This window comes from Amycolatopsis sp. NPDC003676 (assembly GCF_053587275.1).
In genome coordinates, this window is sequence record NZ_JBSFNS010000029.1 from 46757 (window position 1) to 65666 (window position 18910).

Annotated in this window: 13 protein-coding genes; 5 read left to right on the forward strand and 8 right to left on the reverse strand. The window is 68.5% G+C overall.

Annotated elements, in window-relative coordinates; translation table 11 throughout:
• Positions 1-3 precede the first annotated feature (3 nt).
• A complete protein-coding gene (locus ACWDNU_RS19295; RefSeq protein WP_449669870.1) occupies positions 4-1236 on the reverse strand; it encodes an FAD-binding oxidoreductase in 1233 nt (410 codons plus the stop codon).
• A 623-nt stretch (positions 1237-1859) separates the two neighbouring features.
• Complete coding sequence (locus ACWDNU_RS19300) at positions 1860-2753, reverse strand: DUF6597 domain-containing transcriptional factor (protein ID WP_449669871.1); 894 nt, start codon at positions 2751-2753, stop codon at positions 1860-1862.
• Between the two features lie 216 nt (positions 2754-2969).
• Here ACWDNU_RS19300 and ACWDNU_RS19305 point away from each other — a divergent pair, with 216 nt between their 5' ends.
• A complete protein-coding gene (locus tag ACWDNU_RS19305) occupies positions 2970-3191 on the forward strand; it encodes a hypothetical protein (protein ID WP_370936881.1) in 222 nt (73 codons plus the stop codon).
• Positions 3192-3451: 260 nt separating this feature from the next.
• Here ACWDNU_RS19305 and ACWDNU_RS19310 read toward each other — a convergent pair whose 3' ends face one another.
• The 3 genes from ACWDNU_RS19310 to ACWDNU_RS19320 all read right to left on the reverse strand — a co-directional run bounded on the left by ACWDNU_RS19310 (position 3452) and on the right by ACWDNU_RS19320 (position 8571).
• Positions 3452-3574, reverse strand: a complete 123-nt coding sequence (locus tag ACWDNU_RS19310) for a hypothetical protein (RefSeq protein ID WP_370936882.1) — start codon at positions 3572-3574, stop codon at positions 3452-3454.
• A 245-nt stretch (positions 3575-3819) separates the two neighbouring features.
• A complete protein-coding gene (gene gdhA / locus ACWDNU_RS19315; protein WP_449669872.1) occupies positions 3820-5163 on the reverse strand; it encodes an NADP-specific glutamate dehydrogenase in 1344 nt (447 codons plus the stop codon).
• 72 nt (positions 5164-5235) lie between these two features.
• A complete protein-coding gene (locus ACWDNU_RS19320) occupies positions 5236-8571 on the reverse strand; it encodes a molybdopterin-dependent oxidoreductase (protein WP_449669873.1) in 3336 nt (1111 codons plus the stop codon).
• 94 nt (positions 8572-8665) lie between these two features.
• Here ACWDNU_RS19320 and ACWDNU_RS19325 point away from each other — a divergent pair, with 94 nt between their 5' ends.
• Positions 8666-9307, forward strand: coding sequence for a GntR family transcriptional regulator (locus tag ACWDNU_RS19325; RefSeq protein WP_449669874.1), 642 nt, complete (start codon positions 8666-8668; stop codon positions 9305-9307).
• Positions 9308-9874: 567 nt separating this feature from the next.
• Here ACWDNU_RS19325 and ACWDNU_RS19330 read toward each other — a convergent pair.
• The 3 genes from ACWDNU_RS19330 to sucC form a co-directional block, all read right to left on the reverse strand.
• Positions 9875-10729 (reverse strand): LysR family transcriptional regulator, encoded by an 855-nt coding sequence (locus ACWDNU_RS19330; protein WP_449669875.1) that lies wholly within the window; start codon positions 10727-10729, stop codon positions 9875-9877.
• A gap of 63 nt (positions 10730-10792) precedes the next feature.
• Positions 10793-11677, reverse strand: coding sequence for a succinate--CoA ligase subunit alpha (gene sucD / locus ACWDNU_RS19335; RefSeq protein WP_449669876.1), 885 nt, complete (start codon positions 11675-11677; stop codon positions 10793-10795).
• Positions 11678-11680: 3 nt separating this feature from the next.
• On the reverse strand, positions 11681-12841 hold the full coding sequence (gene sucC / locus ACWDNU_RS19340) for an ADP-forming succinate--CoA ligase subunit beta (RefSeq protein ID WP_449669877.1): 1161 nt from the start codon (positions 12839-12841) through the stop codon (positions 11681-11683).
• Between the two features lie 582 nt (positions 12842-13423).
• Between sucC and ACWDNU_RS19345 the strand changes: the two genes are divergently transcribed.
• Genes ACWDNU_RS19345 through ACWDNU_RS19355 form a run of 3 tightly spaced genes read left to right on the forward strand, consistent with a single transcriptional unit; the run spans position 13424 to position 18901 of the window.
• Complete coding sequence (locus tag ACWDNU_RS19345; protein WP_449669878.1) at positions 13424-15514, forward strand: thiamine pyrophosphate-binding protein; 2091 nt, start codon at positions 13424-13426, stop codon at positions 15512-15514.
• A 16-nt stretch (positions 15515-15530) separates the two neighbouring features.
• A complete protein-coding gene (gene frc, locus ACWDNU_RS19350) occupies positions 15531-16760 on the forward strand; it encodes a formyl-CoA transferase (protein WP_449669879.1) in 1230 nt (409 codons plus the stop codon).
• Between the two features lie 2 nt (positions 16761-16762).
• Positions 16763-18901: an acetate--CoA ligase family protein gene (locus tag ACWDNU_RS19355; RefSeq protein ID WP_449669880.1), complete on the forward strand. Its 2139-nt coding sequence runs from the start codon at positions 16763-16765 to the stop codon at positions 18899-18901.
• The last annotated feature ends 9 nt before the right edge of the window (positions 18902-18910 follow it).

Consider the following 18910-nt stretch of genomic DNA (forward strand, 5'->3'; position numbering starts at 1 on the left):
CGCTTACAGTGCCTGGGGAAAGTCGAAAACCCGATGCGGGTCGTACCTTTTCTTGAGCGCCGCGAGCCTGGGGTAGTTGCCCGCGTGATACGCCCCGGCCGGATCCTCGAGCGCGAGATCGGGAAAGTTCGCATACACCCGGCCGGACCCCTCCGCGTGCGCCGCGCGCCACGCCTCGTCCACCCACGGATCGCCCGGATCGCCAGCCTGCTCCAGCAAAAACCGCGCACCCCGATGAGCGAACGCGGTCTCCGCCTCCGCGACCCGGTTGTACGCCCCGCCCATCGCCGTGAACGCCAGCCGCCGATTGCCGGTGAGCCCCTTGAGTAGTTCACCCGTCGTGCACTCCGACATCGCGCCCGCGAAGAACTCCGACCGGCTCCGGCTCGTCGCGCCCGGGTCGATCCCGCTGAATGTCGGCTTCACCATGCTGTAGGGAACATCCAGTCGGATGTCTATTGCATACAGAACACCGGCCCGCGCGGTGAACTCCCTGAGCAACTCCCGGGTCACCCCTGACGGCAGGGTGGAGGCCCCGAAAAGCCTGGCGTGTCCGGCTTGGACATCGAGGTTCACCGTCATCCCGTCAGGCACGTCGGGTGCCCAGTCCTGCCACGCCTTGACGACGACTTCTTGGTCTTCCCAGCGCCCCTCGATCCGGCAGACCGACGGCTCCGGCACAGTCGCGAACCGCAACTCCGTGACGATGCCGAACTGCCCGCCGCCCGCGCCGCGCAACGCCCAGAACAGGTCAGATTCCCGGTGCTCGTCAACCTCCACGACACTCCGGTCCGCGAGCACCACCTGCGCGCCCACCAGCCGATCGCAAGTCAGCCCGTACTGGCGGCCGAGGAGCCCGATCCCGCCGCCGAGCGTCAGCCCCGCGATGCCGACGGTGTCGCCGCACCCGGCCGGAATCGTCCGGCCGCGCTCGTGCAACGCCGCGTACACCGCCCCCAGCCGCGCACCGGCACCGACGGTTGTCACTCCGTCGTCGTCGACCGCGATCCGGTCCATCCCGGACAGATCCACCACGATCCCGCCGTCCGGGCACCGGTCCACGAAACAATGCCCACCACCACGCGGCACGATGGGTTTGCCGGTCTCGGCCGCGTAAGCCATGACCTGCACGACATCCGAGACCGAATGACAACGAACGACCAGGCTGGACCTCGGACTGGCCTCGTAACCCGGCGAACCGGGGGAGATGACGTCAAGCGCGGTCAGGTCGATCACGGGGACGACGCTACGGAGTCCGAGGCCGCCGTTCTTGAACAAAACGCGCACAGGAGGCGGTCAGGTCTGGACGACTCCGAGGGGCGCGGGATGGGGAATGTGCGTGCAAGTGCACCGGGGTGGGCTAGCGCCGAAGCCTTGGAACCGCATCGCCCGTCGGAGGCCACCCTTGGGATTCCTTCTCGCCCGTCGGAGCCCCCTCGGGATTCCTTCTCGCCGGGCGCAGACACCGCCCCGCGCGCGTGAGGGATGGCGGGTTGGTCGTGCCTGCACACTCCGGGCGGGCCGGGGCGTGAGCTCCGGGAGCCGCATCGTCCGCCGGAGTCCCTTCGGGACTGACTCCCGCCGCGCGGAGATGCCGCTTTGGTGAACACTTCAGGGTGGCTGCGAGTGTCGAATTGATCGTGCCTGCGAGTGTAGGGAGGGTCAGTGCGTGAACTCCGGGAGTCGCATCGTCCGCCGGAGTCCCTTCGGGACTCATTCCCGCAGCGCGGAGACACCGCCCGCGCCGGAGAACGCCTCTAGGCGTCAGGCGACAGTGGGTTGATCGTGCCTGTGCGGCTCCGGGTGGCCCAGTGCGTGAACCCCGGGAGTCGCATCGTCCGCCGGAGCCCCCCCAGCGCTCATCCCCACCGCGCGGAAACACCCGCATGCACCGGAGAACGCCTCCGCGTAGCCAAAAACGGCGCGTACGAAGCGGAATGATCATGCCCGCAAGCACACCGGTCAAGGTCGCCCCCGAGCAGCTGTCTCGGCGTCACCCCGGTCAGCCGAAGACATTCGCGGCTGAGATGAGCCTGGTCGGCATAACCGGCGTCGACCGCCAGGCTCGCCATCCCGTCCGCGCCCCGCCGTCCGGACGCGATCGCACCAGCCTGGGCCAGCGCGAGAAAACCTTGGAACCGCAACGTCCGCTGGAGCACCTTCGGGCTCATCCCGACCGCCTGCAGACACCGTCGGCGCAGCTGGCTCGCCGAGAGCGCGAGGTGCGCGGCCACCGCGTCGACGCCGACCGGATCCCACGGCATCAGCACCTGCACCGCTTCCCCGACCAGCGGGTCCAGCCCGCCGGTCCGGCGGAATTCCCGCACGAGATGCGCCTGCAGCGCGGCCAGCCCGAGTTCGGGCGTCGCGGCGAGGGCGACCGCCTCCACGAGCCGGTCCGCGGTCCGGCCCCACAAGTCGGCCAGTCCGAGGTGCTGATCGGCCAGCTCGTCGAGCCCGGCGGGCAGGGGCGGCGCGGCCCCGGGCCGGAACCGCACCCCGACGACAGTCGTGTGCGCCGGAATGACCTCGATCCGCGGCCCGGTCAACGGCCCGAGCAACTGCGGACGCCCACCGACCGGGAAATGGATCTCGACACCGCCGGTCGGCAGATGCCGCTGCACGTACGGCGCGTCGCCGGTGCGCTGGATCCACACCGTGCGCACGACTCCCGCCAGCCCCGGCACCGGCGGACGCTCCACATACGCGTTCATCCCCGTACCGAAGCGTCCCGCCGGACGCACGTCAAGCACCGGCCGGGATTGTCGGCCCCTTCTTTTGTCCGGAAATGCTTTTCCCAGTGAGAACGCAGTTCGGGAAAGTGTCGCCGAGGTGGTCGTTCGCCCGCAGGCGCCGGGTCACAAGTCCCTGGACCGGAAGACCTTCTCCCGTAGTCGCCAGACGCCCGGCCCGGGATTCTCGCTGTCTAAAGCTGGGAAACAGCGTGCTACCGAAGGAGGCGCCCGGTCATGCCGACGTTGCTTATCATTCTGCTGGTCCTGGGCGCGGGTCTGTTCGTGGGAGGACTGCTGGACAGAGTGAGCCAGACCCACGCGCGGTACAGCAGCTACCGGCAGCGCACCGCCACCGGCCTGGTCACCTGGGTGCGCAGCGCGGTCGCGGCTGTCTTCGGCGTCGCCGGGCTGCTGGTTTTCCTTTATGTCGTGGTGACTTTCTCCTCCGCGCGGTGACCGCCCGCCCTGACGCTCACAGCAAGCGACGGCGTCAGCCCGGGTTTCCCGCCGACCGGCGAATCCGGCACCGGGACGCGACGGCCCCAGCACCGGGGCAGCCGCTGTCCCGCTGCTGCGCCCGGGAGGTCCGGGCCCGGGACGCGACCGGCTGGGCACCGTCGCCACCCCGCGACCGTCCCGGCGTCGGCACCAGGCCCTGCGTCAGCACCGGGACCGGTTCCGGGCGCCTGCGTCAGCATGGGGGCCTCGCATCGGCATCAGTGCCAGGCGCCCGCATCGGCACAGTCACCGACATCGGCTTCACCGCGGGCATCTGTGCCGGGCATCTGCATCAGCATCGACACCGGCCCCGTCGCTGGCATCTGCTCCAGCACTTCCACCGACACCCGCCCTGGCACGGGCGTCGACACCTGCTCCGGAATGGACCCCGTCACGCAACTGCCCCGGAGCCCAAACCCCGGAACCCGGAACCCCGCATCTCCGGAGCCCAACCCCCCGGACCCCCGGAACCAAGACCGCAGAGAATCCTGTCCACTGTGAACCACAGCCACCATTCAGCCGACCGGCACACCAGCGACTAAATACTGCATACAAAATTCTGCCGAACGAAGACCGTAGACCCGCCTCAGATGTACCCGCAGACGTCCATCGCCGCGACGACCTTCCGGAACCCGGCGATATTCGCCCCGCTCACGTAGTCCCCGGCGACCCCGTGCTCGTCGGCGGTTTCGAGGCACGTCCGGTGGATGTCGGTCATGATGTCGCGCAGCGTCCGGTCGGTGCGCTCGAACGTCCACCGCTCGCGCGCCGCGTTCTGCTGCATCTCCAGCGCCGACACCGCGACGCCACCCGCGTTCGCCGCCTTTCCAGGGCCGACCGCGACCCCAGCCTCGCGGAACACCTGCAGCGAACCAGGCGTGCACGGCATGTTCGCGCCCTCGGCGACCGCGCGGACGTTGTTCTTCACCAGCCGCAACGCCGACTGCTCGTCCAGTTCGTTCTGCGTCGCGCACGGAAGCGCCAGATCGCACGGCACATCCCATGGCGTGCCATCCGTGACAAATTTCGCCGACGGCACATGATCGACATACTCCGAAAGCCGCCCGCGCCGCGCGACCTTCAAGTCGTGCAGCACTTCCAGGTCGATCCCGCGCGGATCGTGGATGTACCCGCCGGAATCCGAGCACACGATCGGCCGCGCCCCGAGTTCCTGGAGCTTCGCGATCGCGTGATAGGCGACGTTGCCCGAACCGGACACCACCGCGGTGCGGCCGGAGAACGAGTCGTCGCGCGCGCCGAGCATCGCTTCGAGGAAGTACACCGTCCCGTAACCGGTGGCCTCCGGGCGCGCCGGAATGCCGCCCAGCAACGGGTTCTTGCCGGTGATCGTGCCCGCGTCGTAGCGGTTGGTGAGCCGCTTGTACTGGCCGAACAGGTAGCCGATCTCGCGCCCGCCGACGCCGATGTCGCCCGCCGGCACGTCGGTTTCCGGGCCGATGTGCCGGACCAGTTCGGTCATGAACGCCTGGCAGAACCGCATGATCTCGCCGTCGCTGCGGCCGGCCGGGTCGAAGTCGGACCCGCCCTTGCCCGCGCCGATGCCGAGCCCGGTGAGCGCGTTCTTGAAAATCTGTTCGAAGGCGAGGAACTTGACCGTCCCGAGCGTGACGTCGCCGCGGAAGCGCAGCCCGCCCTTGTACGGTCCGAGCGCCGAGCTGAACCCGACCCGGAAACCGCGGTTGACGTGCACCGCGCCCGCGTCGTCGGTCCAGACCACCCGGAACATTACTTGCCGCTCAGGCTCGCACAGCCGCTCCAGCATCGCCGCGTCGCGCAGGTCCGGATCCCGCTGAAGAGCGGGCCGGATCGCTTCGAGCACCTCGAACACGGCCTGGTGGAACTCCGGCTCGGCCGGATTCCTCCGGACGATGTCCTCGTACACTTCGCGCGATGTCTGGTCGAGAGCCATCCGCCGATGATGCCGTCCGGATGCCGGATTTCGCACCCCCAACGGGGTTTGCGAAGTTAGGGGTGACGAGGCTCACGCATCGAGCACTACATCGGTAGTGGGTACTGCCTGGCAGGCGAGGCACTGGTCAGCGGGCACATCGTCGGCGACAGCGACCAGGTGCGCGACCGTTCCGTCGAGCACCGGCACCGCGCAGCTTTCGCACTGTCCGAGCCGGCATCCGCTGGGCAGCGCGACGCCGGAAGCCTCGGCGAACCGCAGCAGATCGCCATCGCCCGCCCGCCAGGTGACCTCGCGGCCGGACCGCGCGAACCGCACGGTGGCCGTGGCGCCGTCCGGGATCTGGACCGGGGCCGCCGCAGCGTGGAACTTCTCGGTGAAGATGTCGAAGCGCGGCACGCCCCGCTCCACCAGGTCCGCGGTGAGTTCGTCCAGCATGTTTTCGGGGCCGCACAAGTAGAACCGGGCCCGCCGCCGGATCAGGTCGGCGTCGACCCGGTCAGCGGTGATCCGGCCGGTGAAAGCGCAGTGCTCCTCCGGACCAGGACGGCTGTAGTGGTCCACGATCTGGACACTGGGCAGACGGCCCGCCAGCTCGGCGATGCGCTCGCGGAAGGCGTGCCGAGACCGGTCGCGGCTGCCGTGGTGCAGCACGATCTCCGGTGCCGACGCCGCGTCGAGGGTCTCCAGATAGCTCAGGAACGGCGTGATCCCGATCCCGGCGGCCAGCAGCACGATCGGTCGCGAATGGACAGTCGGCAGCGCGAACCCGCCGGACGGAGCCGTGACCAGCAACCGCGTCCCCGGCTCAACCCGGTCGTGCACCGCGGGCGAGAACTGCCCGCCCGGCACCCGCCGCACCGCGATCGCATACCCGTCGTCCGGCGCTTGAGCCGACCCGGTGAGCGAATAACTGCGGGTCAGCCCAGGTGCGTCCGGCCAGGCGACGGTGATGTGCTGCCCGGCGCGGAACTCCGGCACCGACTGGCCGTCGACCGGCTTGAGGTGCACCGACCGGATGTCCTCGGTCTCGAACTCCGCGCGCTCGACCGCGAACTCCCGCTGCCCGGTCCACGGCTCCGCCTCGTCGGGCTGGACGTCGCAGAACGTCGAGCGCAACGGGACCGACCCGCTCACCGGGTCGTGGGCGTCGTCGCCGACCAGCAGGTTGTAGTTGGTCCCGCCGTCCTCGAGCGGGTCCGAACCGGGCAGGGCGAGGTCGGGTGCCGGCTGCCACCAGCCGTACTCCGCCACGACCACGTCGCGATGCAGCGCGGGGTCGATTCGCGCCCGCATCCGGACGTCCGCGGCGGCCGTCGTGATCCGGACCCACTGTCCGTCCTCGATGCCGCGCTCGGCCGCGAGTTCCGCGCTCAGGTCGACGGCCGGTTCGGGAGAACGCTTGCGCAGCGACGAAATCCCGCGATGCTGGCTGTGGCAGAAGTACCCGTTCTTCGCGCACGTCAGCACCAGCGGATGCCGAGGATCCGGCGCGGGCGGCTCCGCGTTCGGGACCGCGGGCTGGCCATGCTCGGCGAGCCGCTCCGAGTACAGCTCGACCCGACGGGTCGGCGTCGCAAACCCAGTCACCGCGCCATTTTCCGCGCACCGAGCGTATTTGCGATACTCAGTCTGCAACGGCAGATCCAAGCCGCCAGGCCGCTCGCGCAACTCCGCAGCGGTGAGGCCGAGCGGGGCCAGCTGATGATCCCAGCCGTCCTCGATACGGCCGTCGAAAAACTCCGCCCCCAGTCCGAGCCGCTCGGCCAGTTCGAACACGACCTCAGTGTCCGAACGCGACTCGCCGATCGGATCAGTCATCCGCGGTCGCAGCTGCACGTGCTCCTGCGCCGCCCGCGTGATCTCGAAACCCGCCTTGACCGCCTCGTGCTCCCAAGGCGTCTGGACCGGCAGCAGAAGGTCGGCGAACCGCGCCGTCGGATTCTCGAACAAGTCGAGATGAACCGCGAACTCCAAGCGCCGCAACGCCTCCGCAGTCCGCCGGGGATCCGGTTGCGACAACAGAAGATTCCCGCCGAACGACACCAACGCGCGGACTGGATAAGGCTCCTCATCGAGAACCGCTCGGCAAAAGTCGCGCGCAGTCACCCAGCCCTGCGCAGGCGGTCCGAGCGGAAACTCTTGAATGCCAAGGGCTTTCGCGCGCTGCTCAGGCGCGAGCTGATCCGGCGAGGTGACCGGAGCGACCGGCAGTTTCGGCAGAACGACGTTGCCGCCGGGGGAGTCGTAGCTACCGGTGAGCGCGTAGAGAGTGGCGATCGCGCGCTCGGTCTGCGTCGCGTTCGCGTGCTGGCCGACGCCCGACCACGCCGCGTACGTCACGGACTTCGCCTCGGCAAGATCAGCCGCGAACGCTTCGATCGCCGCGCCCTCGACGGTCGTCACCGCCTCGGTCCGGGCGAGCGGCCACGCGGCACAAGCCTGCGTGTAATGCTCGAACGCGGGAACACACTCGACCGAACCGGCCAACGTACGCACGTGGCGTTTTCCGTGCAGCGCAAACCTTTCCGGCCCGTTTGCTGGATAATGCGTGTCGTACGGCTCAGCTTGACCCGCTGCTTCGTCCCACACCGCGAACCCGGCCGCCGCGGGGTCAATCTCGGCCGCCCGGAGAAATCGCCCCGTGTCGACGCGGACCAGCAACGGAGCGTTCGTCCACGACCGCACGAACGCCTCGTCATGCCCACGACGCTCAAGCAACGCCCGGGCGACCCCGAGCGCGAGCGCACCGTCGGCGCCCGGCCGGACCCGGAGCCAATGTTCGGCCTGCACAGCGCTGGCGGTTCGCCGCGGATCGACAACGGCAAGCCTCGGCGTCCGCGCCCCGGCCAGCGCGGCAGACTGCGCGAGCCACGCCTTGGCCGGATTGTGTCCCCACAGCACCGCGAACTCCGTGCCCGTGTAATCCGGCGCGGGCAATCCCGAACCGAACGTGAACGCGTGCGCGAAATCCTTGTGCCAGTTGCAGATCTCGGTCGAGTACAGCGTGTTGGGGCTGCCGAAGAGCCGGATGAACCGCTCGACCCAGTCGATCGAATCGGACATCGGCGTGCCACTGGGGGAGGTCACTGAAAACGCGACCGCCTCCGCCCCGCTGGCCGCGCGGATGTCGCCGAGCCGCGCGGCGATCTCGGAAAGCGCTTCGTCCCAGCTGATCTCGCGCCACTTCGGATCCGGATCGGACTTCGGCGTCGTGCGCCGCAACGGCCTGCGCAGCCGTTCGGGGGAGTGCACCAGTTCAGGCGCCGCCCGCCCCTTCGGGCACAGCGCGGCCCCGGTCGGATGCGCGGAATCCGGCCGGACGCCGCGCAGCGAGCCGTTCTCGATCGTGTAGACCGCGCCGCAGCGCGACCGGCACAACGTGCAGTAACCCCGGACCTCAGGCATTAGTTACTCCTTAGTAACCGGCTACCGGTTACTCCGGTACGATGCTGGACGGAAGCGGGCGAAGTCAAGCCCGCGAGAGCGGAGGAGCGCCCCGTTGACGCAGCTGCAGCGCACTAACCTGCGCGAACAAGTGCTCGAAGTGGTGCGGCAGGCGATGGTGTCCGGCGAGCTGCGCCCCGGCGACATCTATTCGGCCGCTGCCCTCGCGACGCGCCTGGGCGTGTCGAGCAGCCCGGTGCGCGAGGCACTGCTGACGCTGGTCAACCAGGGCCTCCTGGAGCCGGTCCGCAACCGCGGCTACCGAGTCGTCGCGATGACCGAACGCGACCTCGACGAAATCTACGAAATGCGGCTGCTGCTCGAGGTCCCGGCGACACTGTCCGCCGCCGCAGCCGCAGGCCCCGACGACCTCGCCCGGCTGGACGGCCTGGCCGCCGAGATCGAGGCCGCAGCTGAGGACGGTGACGTGGCGCGCTTCCTGGAGGCGGACCGCCGGTTCCATCTGGACTTGCTGTCCCTGGCGGGGAACGGACGGTTGACGGACGCCATCGCGAACCTGCGCGACCAGACACGGCTGTACGGCTTGGAAAAGCTCGCCGAGCATGGCCGGTTGACGGATTCGGCCCGGGAGCACCGGGAGATGCTGGCGACGGTGGCGGCGCGGGATTGGGGCCGGTTGGAGGGGCAGGTGCGGGCGCATCTGAAGCATATTCGGGCGGATTGGGCTTCTGGCTGAGCCAGGTTTGCTGGGCATCGCTGGGTTTCTAAGGCAGCCGGATGCGGGTGTCGTTGCGGTTGCGAGGAGCGTTGGCTCGGGGCGGCTCGCTTGGCACCGGGGCCTGGGCTGGACGATGCGAAGCCGGGATTGCCGGGGGAGGTTTAGCGTCTGCGAGCGAAGCGGTGGAGGCAGAGTCGGGGGTTGCCAGGTGTGGCGTTGTGTCTGCAAGTGAAGCGGGTGGGGCCGTGGAGCGGACGAGACCGGGTGTGGCGGATTCGGGGCTGTCAGATGTGGCCTCGTGTCTGCAAGCGACGCAGGTGCGGTCGTGGGCTGGACGCGGGCGAGTGTTGCGGAGCGGCCAGCTCTGGACGCGAACCGGCACCGCGGGCGTGGGATGCGGCGGGTGAACCGTCATCTGATCAGGAGCGACATCGCTGCCCCTCTCCGGCCGCGGATCACCAGCGTGTGTTCGGCGTCGGTTCGCTGCGGGTGCGGGAGTTCTGGTGAGGTGCCGCAACATCGTCGCCACTGTCTGAGGCAGCTCGCCGTGATTCGAGGTCGGGCTGCGGGCGGACCAGTGGGCGGTCAGGTCAGATGCCGCAACACCGCAGCCACCGCCGGGCGCGGGTCGCTGGCATGCGTGGCGGTGATGTTCCATGTCGGGCCGCCGCGGGTGAAGCGGCGGCCGGTCAGGTCGGGGAATTGCGCTGCGACCGACACCGGCAGCACGCAACCGCCCAGATCGTGTCGGACGAGTTCCGCCGCGGAGGGCGCGTCGGTGACCTCGTGCACGACGGTCCGGCGCACGCGCGCCGACTGGAACGTCCGGTCGGTGGCCTCCCGGATCGCCCAGCCCGGCGCGAAATCCACCACTGCGGTACTGGCGGCTTCGGCGGCCGAGACCGGACGGTCCGCGGAGCCGTCACCGGCGGCGGTGACTAGCACCATCTCTTCCCGTCGGACCGGACGGCTCATCAGTCCGGCGCCCGGGGCGCAACCGGCGACTGCGACCACTATGTCCACAGTGGATGTCACGACCGCCTCCCGCAGTTGGTGCGGTGGCGCGGTCCGCACCAGCACGCGCACCCCGGGATGATCGCGGCGCAACGCACTGAGCGCCCGGTGCGGTTCCGGCCACGCCCCGGGCATGACGCCGATCCGCACCTCCCCGGTGACCTGCCAGCGCGCCCGGTCGACGGTCGCCCGAGCCTGGCTCGCCGCCTCCAGCGCGGCTCGCGCGGCCGGGAGAAACGCTTTGCCCGCAGGCGTAAGCGCGACCCGATGGGTGGTGCGCTCGAACAACTCGGTGCCGAGATCCCGTTCGAGCGCACGGACCACAGTGGACACAGTGGACTGCACCGTATGCAACCTCCGCGCGGCAGCCGTGAATCCGCCTTCCTCGGCTACTGCCACGACGGTTTCCAGCTGCCGCAGGTCCATCGGTCCTCCTGACTCCGAACCACTCCGGTTGTAGTACTACGCCTGTGCTGGCTCAGGGAGACGTCAGCTGGTTTCGGCGAGAACTTCGCGAACCAGCCGCGCTGTCTCGCTCGGCGTGCGCCCCACCCGGATTCCGGCCGCTTCGAGCGCCGACTTCTTCGCCGCGGCGGTCCCGGACGATCCCGACACGATCGCTCCCGCGTGTCCCATGGTTTTGCCCTCCGGCGCGGTGAATCCGGCGACGTACCCGACGACCGGCTTCCGCACGTTCTCCCGCACGTAAGCCGCGGCGCGTTCCTCCGCGTCGCCGCCGATTTCGCCGATCAGCACGATCACGTCGGTGTCCGGGTCCTTCTCGAACGCCTCGACCGCGTCGATGTGCGTGGTGCCGATGACCGGGTCGCCGCCGATGCCGATGCAGCTGGAGAACCCGATGTCGCGGAGTTCGTGCATGAGCTGGTAGGTGAGCGTCCCGGATTTCGACACCAGCCCGATCCGCCCGGGACCGGTGATGTCGGCGGGAATGATCCCGGCGTTCGACAGTCCGGGGGAGATGAGGCCGGGGCAGTTCGGCCCGATGATCCGGGTGCCCTTGTCGCGTGCGTGCGCCCAGAACGCGGCGGAATCGTGCACCGGCACGCCCTCGGTGATCACCACTGCGAGACCGATGCCGGCGTCGATCGCTTCGAGCACCGCGTCCTTCACGAACGGCGGCGGCACGAACAAGACCACTACGTCCGCACCGGTCTCCTCCATCGCCTCGGCGACGCCGCCGAACACCGGCAGTTCGTGCCCGTCAAGGGAAACTGTCTGCCCGGCCTTGCGCGGATTCACCCCGCCCACGACGTTCGTGCCCGCGGCCAGCATGCGACGGGTGTGCTTGGCTCCCTCGGAACCGGTGATGCCGGAAACGATGACCCGGCTGGTGTTGCCCAGGAAAATCGCCATCGGTCAGCCCTCCGTCACGGTCGCGAGCTTGGCCGCTTCGCGCGCGGCGTCGTCCATCGTCGCGACCACTGTGACCAGGGGGTGCGCTGCCTCGGCGAGGATCCGCCTGCCCTCCGCGACGTTGTTCCCGTCGAGTCGGACGACCAACGGTTTCGTCGCGCGATCGCCCAGCAACGCCAGCGCTTTTACGATGCCGTCCGCCACCGCGTCGCACGCCGTGATCCCGCCGAAGACGTTCACGAACACACTGCACACCGCCGGATCCCCGAGAATCACCCCCAGCCCGGCCGACATCACTTCCGCCGACGCCCCGCCGCCGATGTCGAGGAAATTCGCCGGTCCGGCCGCTCCCGCGTCCCGCGCCGCGGCAGCCACTACATCCAGAGTGGACATCACGAGCCCGGCGCCGTTGCCGATGACGCCGATGTCGCCGTCAAGCTTCACGTAGTTGAGCCCCTGCTCGGCAGCCTGCTGTTCCAGCGGATCACCGATTTCCGCGTCCATGAACGCTTGGTGCCCGGGATGCCGGAATGCGGCGTTGTCGTCGAGCGTGACCTTCCCGTCGAGCGCGACGATCTCCCCGCCGCGCGTACGGGCAAGTGGATTCACCTCGACGAGCGTCGCGTCCTCCGAGGTGAACACGTCCCACAACCGCACCAGGACGCTCGCCGCTTCGACCGGAAGCTGTGCGGCCGCGCATATCCGGCGCGCCTTCACTAAGTCGACGCCGACGCGGATGTCGATCGGCACCTTGACCAGCGCTTCCGGCCGAGTCTCGGCGACTTCCTCGATATCCATTCCGCCGGCCGCGGATGCCATCGCGAGGAAGGTGCGGTCGGCGCGGTCGAGAAGGTAGGAAACGTAGTACTCGTCGGCGATATCGGTGGCCTCGGTCACGAGAACGCGATGCACGCGATGGCCTTTGATGTCCATGCCGAGGATCTCGCTGGCGGTCCGCTCGGCATCGTCCGGCCCGGCCGCGAGTTTCACCCCGCCTGCCTTGCCTCGGCCGCCGGTTTTGACTTGGGCTTTCACGACGACCGGCCCGCCGATGTCGACGGCCGCCGCCCGCGCTTCCTCAGGCGTAGCGGCCACGCGGCCGCGGGGAACCGGCACGCCGTGCGCGGCGAAAAGGTCGCGCGCTTGGTGTTCCAAGAGATCCATCGGGATTCCTTCCTTGCGGAGGCGGGGAGCTGGGGTTCGTGGGTGGCTGAGTGGTGGGTTTGCCCGCCGCTCTCGCGGAGGCGGGGGAGCGGAGGTTTGTCAGGCGGGTGAGTGGCGGGTTTGCCCGCCGCTTCTGTGTCGGCCAGTTCGATGGAGGCGTCTCGCCGAGGCGGATGGCGGAGTCGAGGTTTTGGCGGTGGAGCTGAGGTTCTGGCGGGCGGTCGAGTTGAGGTTTCGGGTTGAAGTTGCGGCCCGAGCGGGCGTGGCGGCAGCGCCCGGCAAGGCCGCTTGACCCGGCAGATCAGCCAGCGAATCTCTCGCCGGAGCCTGTGGCGAAGCGATCCGCAAGCCAGCCGGACAAAGACCCGCAAGCCAGTCGGACAAACCTGCGGATGCCCCTGGACAGCGGGCGGCTCGAAGAGTAAGTCTAATGCCTACCTCATACGGTATGCAATCTACAGTCTTCCGGCGACGAGCCGCTGACCTGCGGCGACAGACCCGGCGGGCCGCGGAGAGGGCACGAGCAGACCGGGACGAGCGCGCGGATCAGAGAGGTCCGGCGCGGGACAGGAGGAGTTGCGCATGTCGCCAACCACGACCGGCCGGCAAGCAGGCCAGCACATCGGCGAGAACCCACGCGGGGGGACAGGCCAGGAGCGGGGCGAAGGCACGACCGGGCGGACCAGCCAGGAGTCCGGCGAGAACCCGAGTGGGCGGACCGGCCCGGAGTTCAGCGAGAGCAACGGCGGGAACCCGGGCGGGCGCGCCAGTCAGAAGCCCGGCGAGAACAACGGTGAAAACGCCAGCGGGCGGATCGGCCAAGAGGGCAACGGGCAGGCCGCCAGCGGGAAGGCGGCGAGGCAAGCCGAGGCCAATGTCAGTGAGAAGACGGCTGGGCAAACCGACGCCAACGCCAGCGCGCAGACCAGCGAGAATGCGGGAGCGAAAGCCAGCGGGACCACGGCGCAGCCCAAGGCCGCCACTGCCAACGGCGACGGCGGGGCAGCGGAAACGATCTCTGGCGGCCACCTGGTCGCGAAAGCCCTGAAAGCCGAAGGCGTCGACACCATCTTCACCCTCTGCGGCGGCCACATCATCGACATCTACGACGGCTGCGTCGACGAGGACATCAGTGTCATCGACGTCCGGCACGAGCAGGTCGCGGCGCACGCCGCGGACGGGTACGCACGGATCACCGGCCGTCCTGGCTGTGCGGTGGTCACGGCGGGGCCAGGGACGACGGACGCGGTCACGGGGGTCGCGAACGCGTTGCGCGCGGAGAGCCCGATGCTGCTGATCGGCGGCCAAGGCGCGTTGAGCCAGCACAAAATGGGCTCGCTGCAGGACCTCCCGCACGTGGACATGATGAGCCCGATCACCAAGTTCGCCGCGACCGTCCCGCATACCTCGCGGGCCGCTGACCTGGTGTCGATGGCGTTCCGGGAAGCCTTCGCGGGCGCACCTGGACCGTCCTTTTTGGAGATTCCGCGCGACGTTCTCGACGCCCGCGTGCCGTTGGAGAACGCGCGGATCCCGGAGTCCGGCCGGTATCGCGCTTCCACTCGGAACGCGGGCGATCCGGCGGACGTCGAGAAACTCGCGGATCTGCTGGTGCACGCCAAGAAACCGGCGATTCTGCTCGGCAGCCAGGTTTGGACGACTTGCGCCACCGAGCCCGCGACGGAACTGGTGCGCGCCTTGAACATCCCGGCGTACATGAACGGTGCTGGTCGAGGCACGCTCCCGCCGGGCGATCCGCATCACTTCCAGCTTTCCCGCCGTTACGCGTTCGACAACGCCGACGTGATCGTCATCGTCGGCACGCCGTTCGACTTCCGGATGGGTTACGGCAAAAGGCTTTCCCCGGACGCGAAAGTGGTGCAGATCGATCTCGACTACCGGACGGTCGGCAAGAATCGCGACATCGATCTCGGCATTGTCGGAGACGCCGGGCAGATCCTCGCCGCGGTCGCGGATGCCGCGTCGGGCCGGGTGGACAACGGGGCGGTCGGACGCAAACCGTGGCTGGAGGAACTGCGTGCGGTCGAGGAGAAAGCCAAGCAGAAGCGGTTGCCGCAGCAGCATTCCGACGCGAATCCGATCCACCCGTACCGGCTCGTGCACGAGATCAACGAATTCCTGACCGAGGATTCGATCTACATCGGCGACGGCGGCGACATCGTCACGTTCTCCGGGCAGGTCGTGCAGCCGAAGGCACCCGGGCACTGGATGGATCCCGGTCCGCTGGGGACACTCGGGGTGGGTATTCCGTTCGTGATGGCCGCGAAACACGCGCGGCCGGATCAGGAAGTCGTCGCGCTCTTCGGCGACGGGGCGTTTTCCCTCACCGGCTGGGATTTCGAGACGCTGGTGCGGTTCGATCTCCCGTTCGTCGGGATCGTGGGCAACAACTCGTCGATGAACCAGATCCGCTACGGCCAGGCGCAGAAATACGGCGTGGCCCGCGAACGCATCGGAAACACCCTCGGCGACGTCCCTTACGACCAGTTCGCCCGGATGCTCGGCGGCTACGGCGAGGAGGTCCGCGACCCGGCGGACATCGCCCCGGCGCTGCGCCGCGCGCGGGAATCCGGCAAGCCGTCGCTGATCAACGTCTGGGTCGACCCGGACGCCTACGCCCCCGGAACCATGAACCAGACGATGTACAAGTAGTCGGGAGGAGCCGAAGATGGGAAAGGCACTGGAGGGCGTCCGCGTCCTCGACATGACCCACGTCCAATCAGGACCGTCGTCGACCCAGATCCTCGCCTGGCTCGGCGCGGACGTCGTGAAGCTCGAAACCCCCGGCCGCGGCGACATCACCCGGGGCCAGCTGCGCGATCTGCCCGGAGTGGACAGTCTGTACTTCACCATGCTGAACGCGAACAAGCGCAGCATCACGCTCAACATGAAAAGCGAGCAGGGCAAGGAAGTCTTCGCCAAGCTGGTGTCCTCAGTGGACGTTCTGGTGGAGAACTTCGGGCCGGGTGTGGTGGACCGTTTCGGGTTCTCCTGGGAGAAACTGCACGAGATCAACGAGCGGCTGATCTACGCGTCCATCAAAGGGTTCGGACCCGGCCGGTACGCGAATTTCAAAGCCTACGAGGTGATCGCGCAGGCGATGGGCGGCTCGATGAGCACGACCGGCTTCGAGCAGGGCCCGCCAACCGCCACTGGGGCGCAGATCGGCGATTCGGGGACGGGCATCCACCTCGTCGCGGCCATTCTCGCGGCGTTGTACCAGCGCACGAGCACCGGGCGGGGGCAGCGCGTGCAGGTGGCGATGCAGGACGCGGTGCTGAACCTGTGCCGGGTCAAGCTGCGCGACCAGCAGCGGCTCGCGCACGGGCCGCTGGGGGAGTACCCCAACGAACGGTTCGGCGACGAGGTGCCGCGTTCGGGCAACGCGTCCGGCGGCGGGCAGCCGGGCTGGGCGGTGCGCTGCGCGCCGGGCGGGCCCAACGACTACATCTACGTCATCGTCCAGCCGGTCGGCTGGGCTCCGCTGACCGAGCTCATCGGGCGGCCGGAGCTCGCCGAGGATCCGGACTGGGCGACTCCGGAGGCTCGGCTGTCCAAACTGGACAAGGTGTTCGCGATGGTCGAGGAATGGACCGAGCAGCGCACCAAATGGGAAGTGATGGAGCTGCTCAACGCCCGCAGCATCCCTTGTGGACCGATTCTGTCCACTAAGGAACTGATCGAGGACGAGACGCTGGCCGAGCTGGGATCGGTGGTCGAGGTGCCGCATCCGGAGCGCGGCGCGTTCAAGACCGTCGGCTGCCCGTTGAAGCTGTCGGATTCGCCGGTGGACGTCGAGCGTTCTCCGTTGCTGGGCGAACACAACAACGAAGTGCTCGGCGAACTCGGCTACAGCGCGGCGGATGTCGAGCAGTTGCGCACGGCGGGCGTGATCTGAGGATGACCACGGAAACTGGCCGCGCGGCGGTCGAGGAAATCCTGGCCCGGGTAGCCGAGGAAGGCCGTTCCTCGCTCACAGCACCGGAAGGACGCGCGGTCTGCGAGGCGTACGGCATTCCGACGCCACAGGAACGGCTCGCGACGTCCGCGGAGGAAGCGGTAGCGCAGGCGGCGGAAATCGGGCTGCCGGTAGTGCTGAAGATCGTGTCGCCGGACATCCTGCACAAAACCGAGGCTGGCGGCGTGCTCGTCGGGCTCCGCACCGAACAGGAAGTCGCGGACGGTTACGCCACGATTCTGGCTAATGCCAAGGCATACGACGCATCGGCGCGCATCACCGGCGTCCAGGTGCAACAGATGCTGACCAGCGGGCAGGAGGTGATCATCGGCGCGGTCACCGACCCCAGCTTCGGCAAGATTGTCGCGTTTGGACTCGGCGGAGTTCTGGTCGAGGTGCTGAAAGACGTCACATTCCGGCTGGCACCAACGAGTACCGGCGAAGCTCTGTCCATGGTGGACGGGATCGCCGCCGCTGAAGTCCTCAATGGAGTTCGCGGTGGCGAGGCGGTGGACAAGGCGGCGCTGGCCGAGGTCGTGCACCGGCTGTCGCACCTGGTCACCGACTTTCCGCAATTGGCCGAGGTCGACCTGAACCCGGTGCTCGCTACCGGAGCCGGGGCGACCGCGGTGGACGTGCGGATTCTTGTCGATCCGGCAGCGGCCGCGGAACCGGTGCGGTTCGGCCAGGACGAGATCCTGACCGCGATGAACCGGATCATGAAACCGGCCGCGGTCGCGGTGATCGGCGCGTCCGCCGAGGACGGCAAGATCGGCAATTCGGTGATGAAGAACCTCGTCAACGGCGGCTACGCGGGCGAGATCTATCCGATCAATCCGAAGGCCGCGGAAATCCTCGACCGCAAGGCGTATCCGAGCATCGCGGACGTGCCCGGCGACGTCGATGTCGCGGTCTTCGCGATCCCGGCCAAGTTCGTGCCGGCGGCGCTCGAAGAGGCCGGCGCGAAGGGCGTCGCCGGGGCGATCCTGATCCCGTCGGGCTTCGGCGAGACGGGAAACATCGAGCTGCAGAACGAAGTTCTGGCCATCGCGCGCAAACACGGCGTGCGGATCCTCGGCCCGAACATCTACGGCTACTACTACACGCCGGAAAACCTGTCGGCGACCTTCTGCACCCCGTATGACGTCAAAGGCGGCGTCGCGCTGTCGTCGCAGAGCGGCGGGATCGGGATGGCGATCCTTGGCTTCAGCCGGTCGGCCGGGATGGGCGTGTCGGCGATTGTCGGCGTCGGAAACAAAGCGGATATCGACGAAGACGATCTGCTCACGTTTTTCGAGCACGACGACAACACCGAACTCGTCGCCATGCATCTGGAAGACCTCAAGGACGGTCGCGCGTTCGCCGAAACCGCGAAACGGGTGTCAGCGAAGAAACCAGTAGTAGTGCTGAAAGCCGGGCGCACGTCGGAAGGGGCGAAAGCGGCCGGGTCGCATACCGGTGCGCTGGCGGGCAATGACCGGGTCTACGACGACATCCTGCGCCAGAGCGGCGTCATTCGCGCGCCCGGGCTCAACGACCTGCTCGAATACGCGCGTGGCGTGCCGAAACTGCCCACGCCGAAGGGCGAGAACGTCGTGATCATCACCGGCGCCGGCGGTTCCGGGGTGCTGCTGTCGGACGCCTGTGTGGACAACGGGCTCACGCTGATGCGGATCCCGGACGACCTCGACGCCGCTTTCCGCGAATACATCCCGCCGTTCGGCGCGGCGGGCAACCCGGTGGACATCACCGGCGGAGAACCGCCCTCGACCTATCGGAACACCATCGCGCTCGGCCTGTCCGACGATCGTATTCACTCGTTGGTTCTCGGTTACTGGCACACGATCGTCACGCCGCCGATGGTGTTCGCGGAGCTGGTCGTGGACGTCGTCGAGGAGTTCCGGCGCAAGGGGATCCACAAGCCAGTGGTGGCTTCGCTGTCCGGAGATGTCGAGGTCGAGCGGGCCGCCGAACATCTGTACGCCCACGGCGTCGTCGCTTATCCCTACACGACTGAAAAGCCGGTCGCGGTGCTCGGCGCGAAGTACCGCTGGGCGCGTTCGGCGGGTCTGCTGTCTTGATCAAGTCCG

Excerpts from the sequence above, each read along its gene's own strand:
- ACWDNU_RS19345 (WP_449669878.1), top strand. The coding sequence starts at position 13,424 with ATGTCGCCAACCACGACCGGCCGGCAAGCAGGCCAGCACATCGGCGAG.
- frc (WP_449669879.1), top strand. The coding sequence starts at position 15,531 with ATGGGAAAGGCACTGGAGGGCGTCCGCGTCCTCGACATGACCCACGTC.
- ACWDNU_RS19320 (WP_449669873.1), bottom strand. The coding sequence starts at position 8,571 with ATGCCTGAGGTCCGGGGTTACTGCACGTTGTGCCGGTCGCGCTGCGGC.
- ACWDNU_RS19355 (WP_449669880.1), top strand. The coding sequence starts at position 16,763 with ATGACCACGGAAACTGGCCGCGCGGCGGTCGAGGAAATCCTGGCCCGG.
- ACWDNU_RS19305 (WP_370936881.1), top strand. The coding sequence starts at position 2,970 with ATGCCGACGTTGCTTATCATTCTGCTGGTCCTGGGCGCGGGTCTGTTC.
- sucC (WP_449669877.1), bottom strand. The coding sequence starts at position 12,841 with ATGGATCTCTTGGAACACCAAGCGCGCGACCTTTTCGCCGCGCACGGC.
- ACWDNU_RS19330 (WP_449669875.1), bottom strand. The coding sequence starts at position 10,729 with ATGGACCTGCGGCAGCTGGAAACCGTCGTGGCAGTAGCCGAGGAAGGC.
- gdhA (WP_449669872.1), bottom strand. The coding sequence starts at position 5,163 with ATGGCTCTCGACCAGACATCGCGCGAAGTGTACGAGGACATCGTCCGG.
- sucD (WP_449669876.1), bottom strand. The coding sequence starts at position 11,677 with ATGGCGATTTTCCTGGGCAACACCAGCCGGGTCATCGTTTCCGGCATC.